This is a genomic window from Floccifex sp. (genome assembly GCF_051873555.1).
Lineage (GTDB): Bacteria > Bacillota_I > Bacilli_A > Erysipelotrichales > Erysipelotrichaceae > Floccifex.
This window is the reverse complement of the sequence record NZ_JBJEEY010000163.1, coordinates 1-4,912: the sequence shown is the minus strand read 5'-3', so window position 1 is coordinate 4,912 and position 4,912 is coordinate 1. Positions and strand designations below refer to the sequence as shown.

The 4,912-nt window shown below is 33.0% G+C and carries 4 protein-coding genes; all 4 read left to right on the top strand.

Going from position 1 to position 4,912, the window contains the following annotated elements; translation table 11 throughout:
* The first annotated feature begins 28 nt into the window (after positions 1–28).
* Positions 29–727, top strand: coding sequence for a hypothetical protein (locus ACI32A_RS09355; RefSeq protein ID WP_439754792.1), 699 nt, complete (start codon positions 29–31; stop codon positions 725–727).
* A gap of 190 nt (positions 728–917) precedes the next feature.
* Positions 918–3,236, top strand: coding sequence for a DUF7604 domain-containing protein (locus tag ACI32A_RS09350; protein ID WP_439754791.1), 2,319 nt, complete (start codon positions 918–920; stop codon positions 3,234–3,236).
* Positions 3,237–3,333: 97 nt separating this feature from the next.
* Positions 3,334–3,840 carry a signal peptidase I gene (gene lepB / locus ACI32A_RS09345; protein WP_439754790.1) on the top strand — a complete coding sequence of 169 codons (507 nt, stop codon included), beginning with the start codon at positions 3,334–3,336 and terminating at the stop codon, positions 3,838–3,840.
* A gap of 71 nt (positions 3,841–3,911) precedes the next feature.
* Positions 3,912–4,912 (top strand): DUF7601 domain-containing protein (locus ACI32A_RS09340; protein WP_439754789.1); only part of this gene is annotated, 1,001 nt, incomplete at its 3' end.

Here is a 4,912-nt window from a genome sequence, read left to right as displayed (position 1 = left end):
TTTGGTCTCATAAAAGAGTCTGATCCATATGAAAACAGTTGATTTAATCAATAAGCGATTTGGGAAATTAACTGTCATTGAGAAAACAAATCAAAGAGAAGGTGGAAGTATTGTCTGGAAGTGTATCTGTGATTGTGGCAACGAAGTATTTGTGAGTTCTAGAAAACTGACAAGTGGAAATACACAGTCTTGTGGATGCATTCGTAAATCAAATACAGGAGTTGCACCAGTGGATTTAACAGGTAAGCGTTTTGGTCGTTTAAAAGTAGTATCGATGACTTCTAAAAGAAGTTCTAAATCGGTTGTCTGGAAGTGTATCTGTGATTGTGGAAATATTTGTGAAGTCAGTAGCATTTCTTTAACACAGGGAAATACTTTGTCTTGTGGTTGTCTAAAAGAAGATGTATCGAAATATAATCAAGTACGTGTCATTTCTTCTTCTTTATCCAATCATAAACGATCCAATAATTCTTCTGGCATAACGGGTGTATGTTTTGATCGTAGTTCAAATAAGTGGTTAGCTACTATTGGTTTTAATGGAAAAGACTATTATTTGTGTCGTTCAGAAAATAAAGACCATGCGATTCAGATGCGTTTAAAAGCAGAAGATGAAATATTAAAGCCTTTTCTTTTAGAATTTATGGAAAATGATAATTTTCCAAGTCATTGTGATGAAATATTAAAGAAAAGAATTAAAGATTTAAGAAATAAGATAAGAGATAAATGATTTAGTGTCATTTATCTTTTTTTTATGTTTAAATGTCAAAAATGTATAAAAAATATTTAAAAATTACAAGATAAAATATATTAAAAACACAAGTAAATGTAATTAAAAGCTTATTTAATTGTAAATAAATGCATTTTTATCTATAATACACTTGTAGGACTAGAAATAGTTCGAAAGAAAGGAGGAAATTATGAAGAAACTATTAAAATGGTTAATTCCATGTTTGGTAGCTAGTTTCATGGTTTTGGGATTATGTCAGACAAGTTCTTTTACATTTGCGGAAACGGGGGTACAATCTCCTGAAAATACGACTCAAAATATTGATGAACAAAATTCAAAGAATGAATTAGATTCAGATGAAGAAGATGAAGATAATTCTTCAAGTGAAATCGTTAATGTTGGACCTGCAGCTGCATTCAGAGTTTTTGCGGGAAGAACAAGTGATGAACAAGAGCCTGATGAACCAGTAGATACTATGGTTCCAGAACATCACAAAACATTGACTGGAAATGAAGCAGATGGGTATTCCATTACTTTAGATGTTACTGGGAAACAACAGACGATTCCCGGACAAAAACCAAAAGTAGATGTCGTACTTGTGATTGATAAATCAGGTAGTATGTCTTGGGCCATGGCTGGACAATATCAAGATGGTGACTCTCGTATGAGTGTTTTAAAGAGTATTGTTACAGATGAAGGTGGTTTAACTTCTACTATTTTAGGGGATGCTAATTTAGATGCTCGTATGGCAGTGGTTGCTTATAGTGGAAATGATGATAGTGGTCTTTACAATGATGCGGAACTTGTATCTGGATGGACTTCTAACTATGACGAAAATGGAGACTTTATTAAAGAAAGTAATGCTTCTATAAATTCTAGTGTAAATGCTTTATTAGCAAATGGTGGAACAAACTGTGAAGCTGGTTTAAGAAAAGCTGCTGAATTATTAACAACAAAACGTTCTGATGCACAAACGTATTTGATTTTCTTATCCGATGGACAACCAACTTTCTATTATGCCAATGGAAAAGATTATTATGAAAGTAGTGATTATGATTTAGCCTTTACAGAAAAAAAGATTCCTGAAGGAACAAATAATCCAAATGATGAAAATATTTCCGAAAAACAATATGGTTCTCATATTATTTATGGAGATTATATTGATTGGGATGGATGGACACCTATTAGAAAAACAGGATGGCATTCAATTACAGAAAGAACTACTGGATGGCATTATATTGATGGGAAATGGGTTTATGGTAAGTATGATTATCAAGAAGTTACTACTAAAGAATTGATCACTGCAGGAACGACTCTAGGAAATGGAAATAGCGATAAAGCTGGAAGCGAAATACCAGATCCAGGAGATAAAAGTGGAATTTGTTCTTCTCGTGCTTATGATCAGGCAGCTGCTATTAGTGGATTAGCTGGATTCTATACAGTTGGTATTTCCAACGATGCAAGTTCAACATTCTTGTCTGCATTGCCTGGTAAAACAGATGCTGCTAACCAACAATATTTCCCTGGAGCCAATGCGGATGATTTAAAAGCGGCTTTTGTAAAGATTGGTCAAAGTATTAAGGATCGTGCATTAACAATCAGTAATGTAGTCATTACAGATGGTTTAACGGATTATGTAAATATTACAGGTAGTGTTGCAGCAGATGGAACGATTTCAAATGTTACTTATACAATCAAAGATGAAAATGGAAAAGATGTAACAGCAACAGAAAATGGTAATGCACAAATGCATGCGACATATAATGCTGAAACAAAAACAGTTTCTTGTGAATTTGCACAAGGATATTCTTTGAAGAAAAACTATTCATATGCAGTGACATTTGGTATTGCACCAACGCAAAAAGCATATACAGAATATTCAACAAATGGTGGAAACTATAAAGATGCGACTGGTTTTGCTTCCAATACAGAAGCTAAGTTATCTTATAAATTTGGAGATAATGAACAAGCGGAAGTAAAATATACAGACTATGTAGAAGAACCAGTGATTCAAGTATCTGCAAACAAATTATCTGTTACAAAAGAAGTCAAAGGTGGTTTTGCGAATAAAGAAGATGAATTCTCATTTACATTGACTTTAAAAGATGAAACAGGAAAAGTTGTTTCTGGTACATTTGGTAATACAACATTTAATGATAAAGGACAAGTTTCTTTTACTTTAAAAGATGGAGACACACGAACTTTTGAAAACCTTCCTAGAAACTATAGCTATGTTGTAGAAGAAGATTCAAATGATGAATATGTAACAACTTATTTAACGGGAACTGAATCGGATTCAAATAAACCATCGAGTACAGTACCAAGTGGAGAATTTACTTTATCAAATAAAGATGGAATTTCTGTAACTGTCATCAATACAAAAGATGCTGTTCCTTTAACAGGTATCACAGACAACGCTCCAAAAGGTCTAGGAATGATTGGAACAATTGTAGCTGAATTAGTTGCAATCGCATTCGTTCTGAAAAAGAAAAGACAATTAAAAATGTAGAGTAAGTTAAATTATTTCTCAGGTAACCAACTTACTCTACAGCTCTTGAAATGATAAAAATCATTTCATATTTATTCTAACAAAAAAGGAAATTTAAATGAATCAAAGTCAAGCTTTGAAACAAGAAATAAAAGACTTCGTCTTAAAAATCGGATTATTAGCCATTGTATTTACTGTATTGTTTGGATTTTGTTTTGGATTTATGGCAAATCCAGATGACTCTATGTCTCCAGCTTATTGTGAAGGAGACTTAGTGTTCTATTACCGTTTAGATCGAAACTATACAGCCAATGACACTGTGGTTTTGAAATACAACGATAGAACCATTGTAAGAAGAGTAATTGCTGTTGAAGGCGATACAGTGGATATCAATGAAGATGGAAATGTATTAGTAAATGGCTTTGTTCAACAGGAAAGCCACGTATTTACAAAAACATTTCCCTATAAAGAAGGAATTACTTTTCCAGTTACCCTGCAGGAAGGAGAAGTATTTCTCTTAGCCGATAATCGAGACAATGCACAGGATAGCCGAATATTTGGTCCTGTCAAGAAGTCAGAGATAAAGGGATCGGTCATACTTGTATGCAGACGAAGAAACCTTTAAAAAAGAAAGGAAAGAATTAAGTTATGTTAAAGAAAAATATCAAACCGGTATTATTAGCTGGTGCTTTAGCATTGGCAACTGCTGTTAGTCCAGTGTTGGCAAATGATGATCAACTTCAAGATTCAGCTAATACAACGAATTATGTAACACAAATTACAGTAAACAAAACATTAACTTTACCACAAGGTATTGAATCATTACCTGCTCAAGCATTTAATTTTACAGTAACTGCTACTGGAGATAATGCAAGTATTGCTCCTACTCCTACAAATGGAACTATAAATATTGATGCAGCAAATAAAACAGGTGGAGTTGATACTTCAATTAATGGAACAACTACTATTTCATTTGCTCCAAAACAAACTACACTTCCAGGTGTTTATACTTATACTTTAAAAGAAACAAATAGTGGTGCAACAGGTGTAACATATGATACAGCTGAATATACAATTGAAGTACAAGTTATCAATGCCGATGAAAACAATCCAGGTAATGTTGTTGTAAGTGATGTATGTGTTGTAAAGACAGTAGTTGAAAACGGACAAACATCTAAAGTAAAAACAAGTGCTGATTTTAAAAATGCTTATTCTGAAAATGCTGATTTAACATTGGAAAAACAAGTAACAGGTAAAGGCGCAAATATAAATGACAAATTTGAATTTACAGTAAATATGACTTTACCAGCTGGCTATACTGGAACAAATGAATTTGCAGTAGAAACAACTGTTGCAGATGCTGCAAATAAAGTAACTTTCACTAATGGTACAGCTACTTATACTGCTAATTTAGCTGATAATGATACTTTAACAATTAAGAACTTGCCAGTTGGAACAACTTATACAGCAAGTGAAGTTAATGGTTCTTACAGTGCTTCTTTACAAAATACTAAAGGAAATTCTGGTGTACAAAGTAAAGATGGAAATACTACAGATTCAGCTGTATTAATTTACGATGGAACTAACTATGTTAAGTTCACAAACAATAAAAACTCTAGTCCAATCACTGGTGTTATCGTAGACAACATGCCATATATCGCATTGTTAGGAGCATCTGGAGCAGGATTAGTAGTATT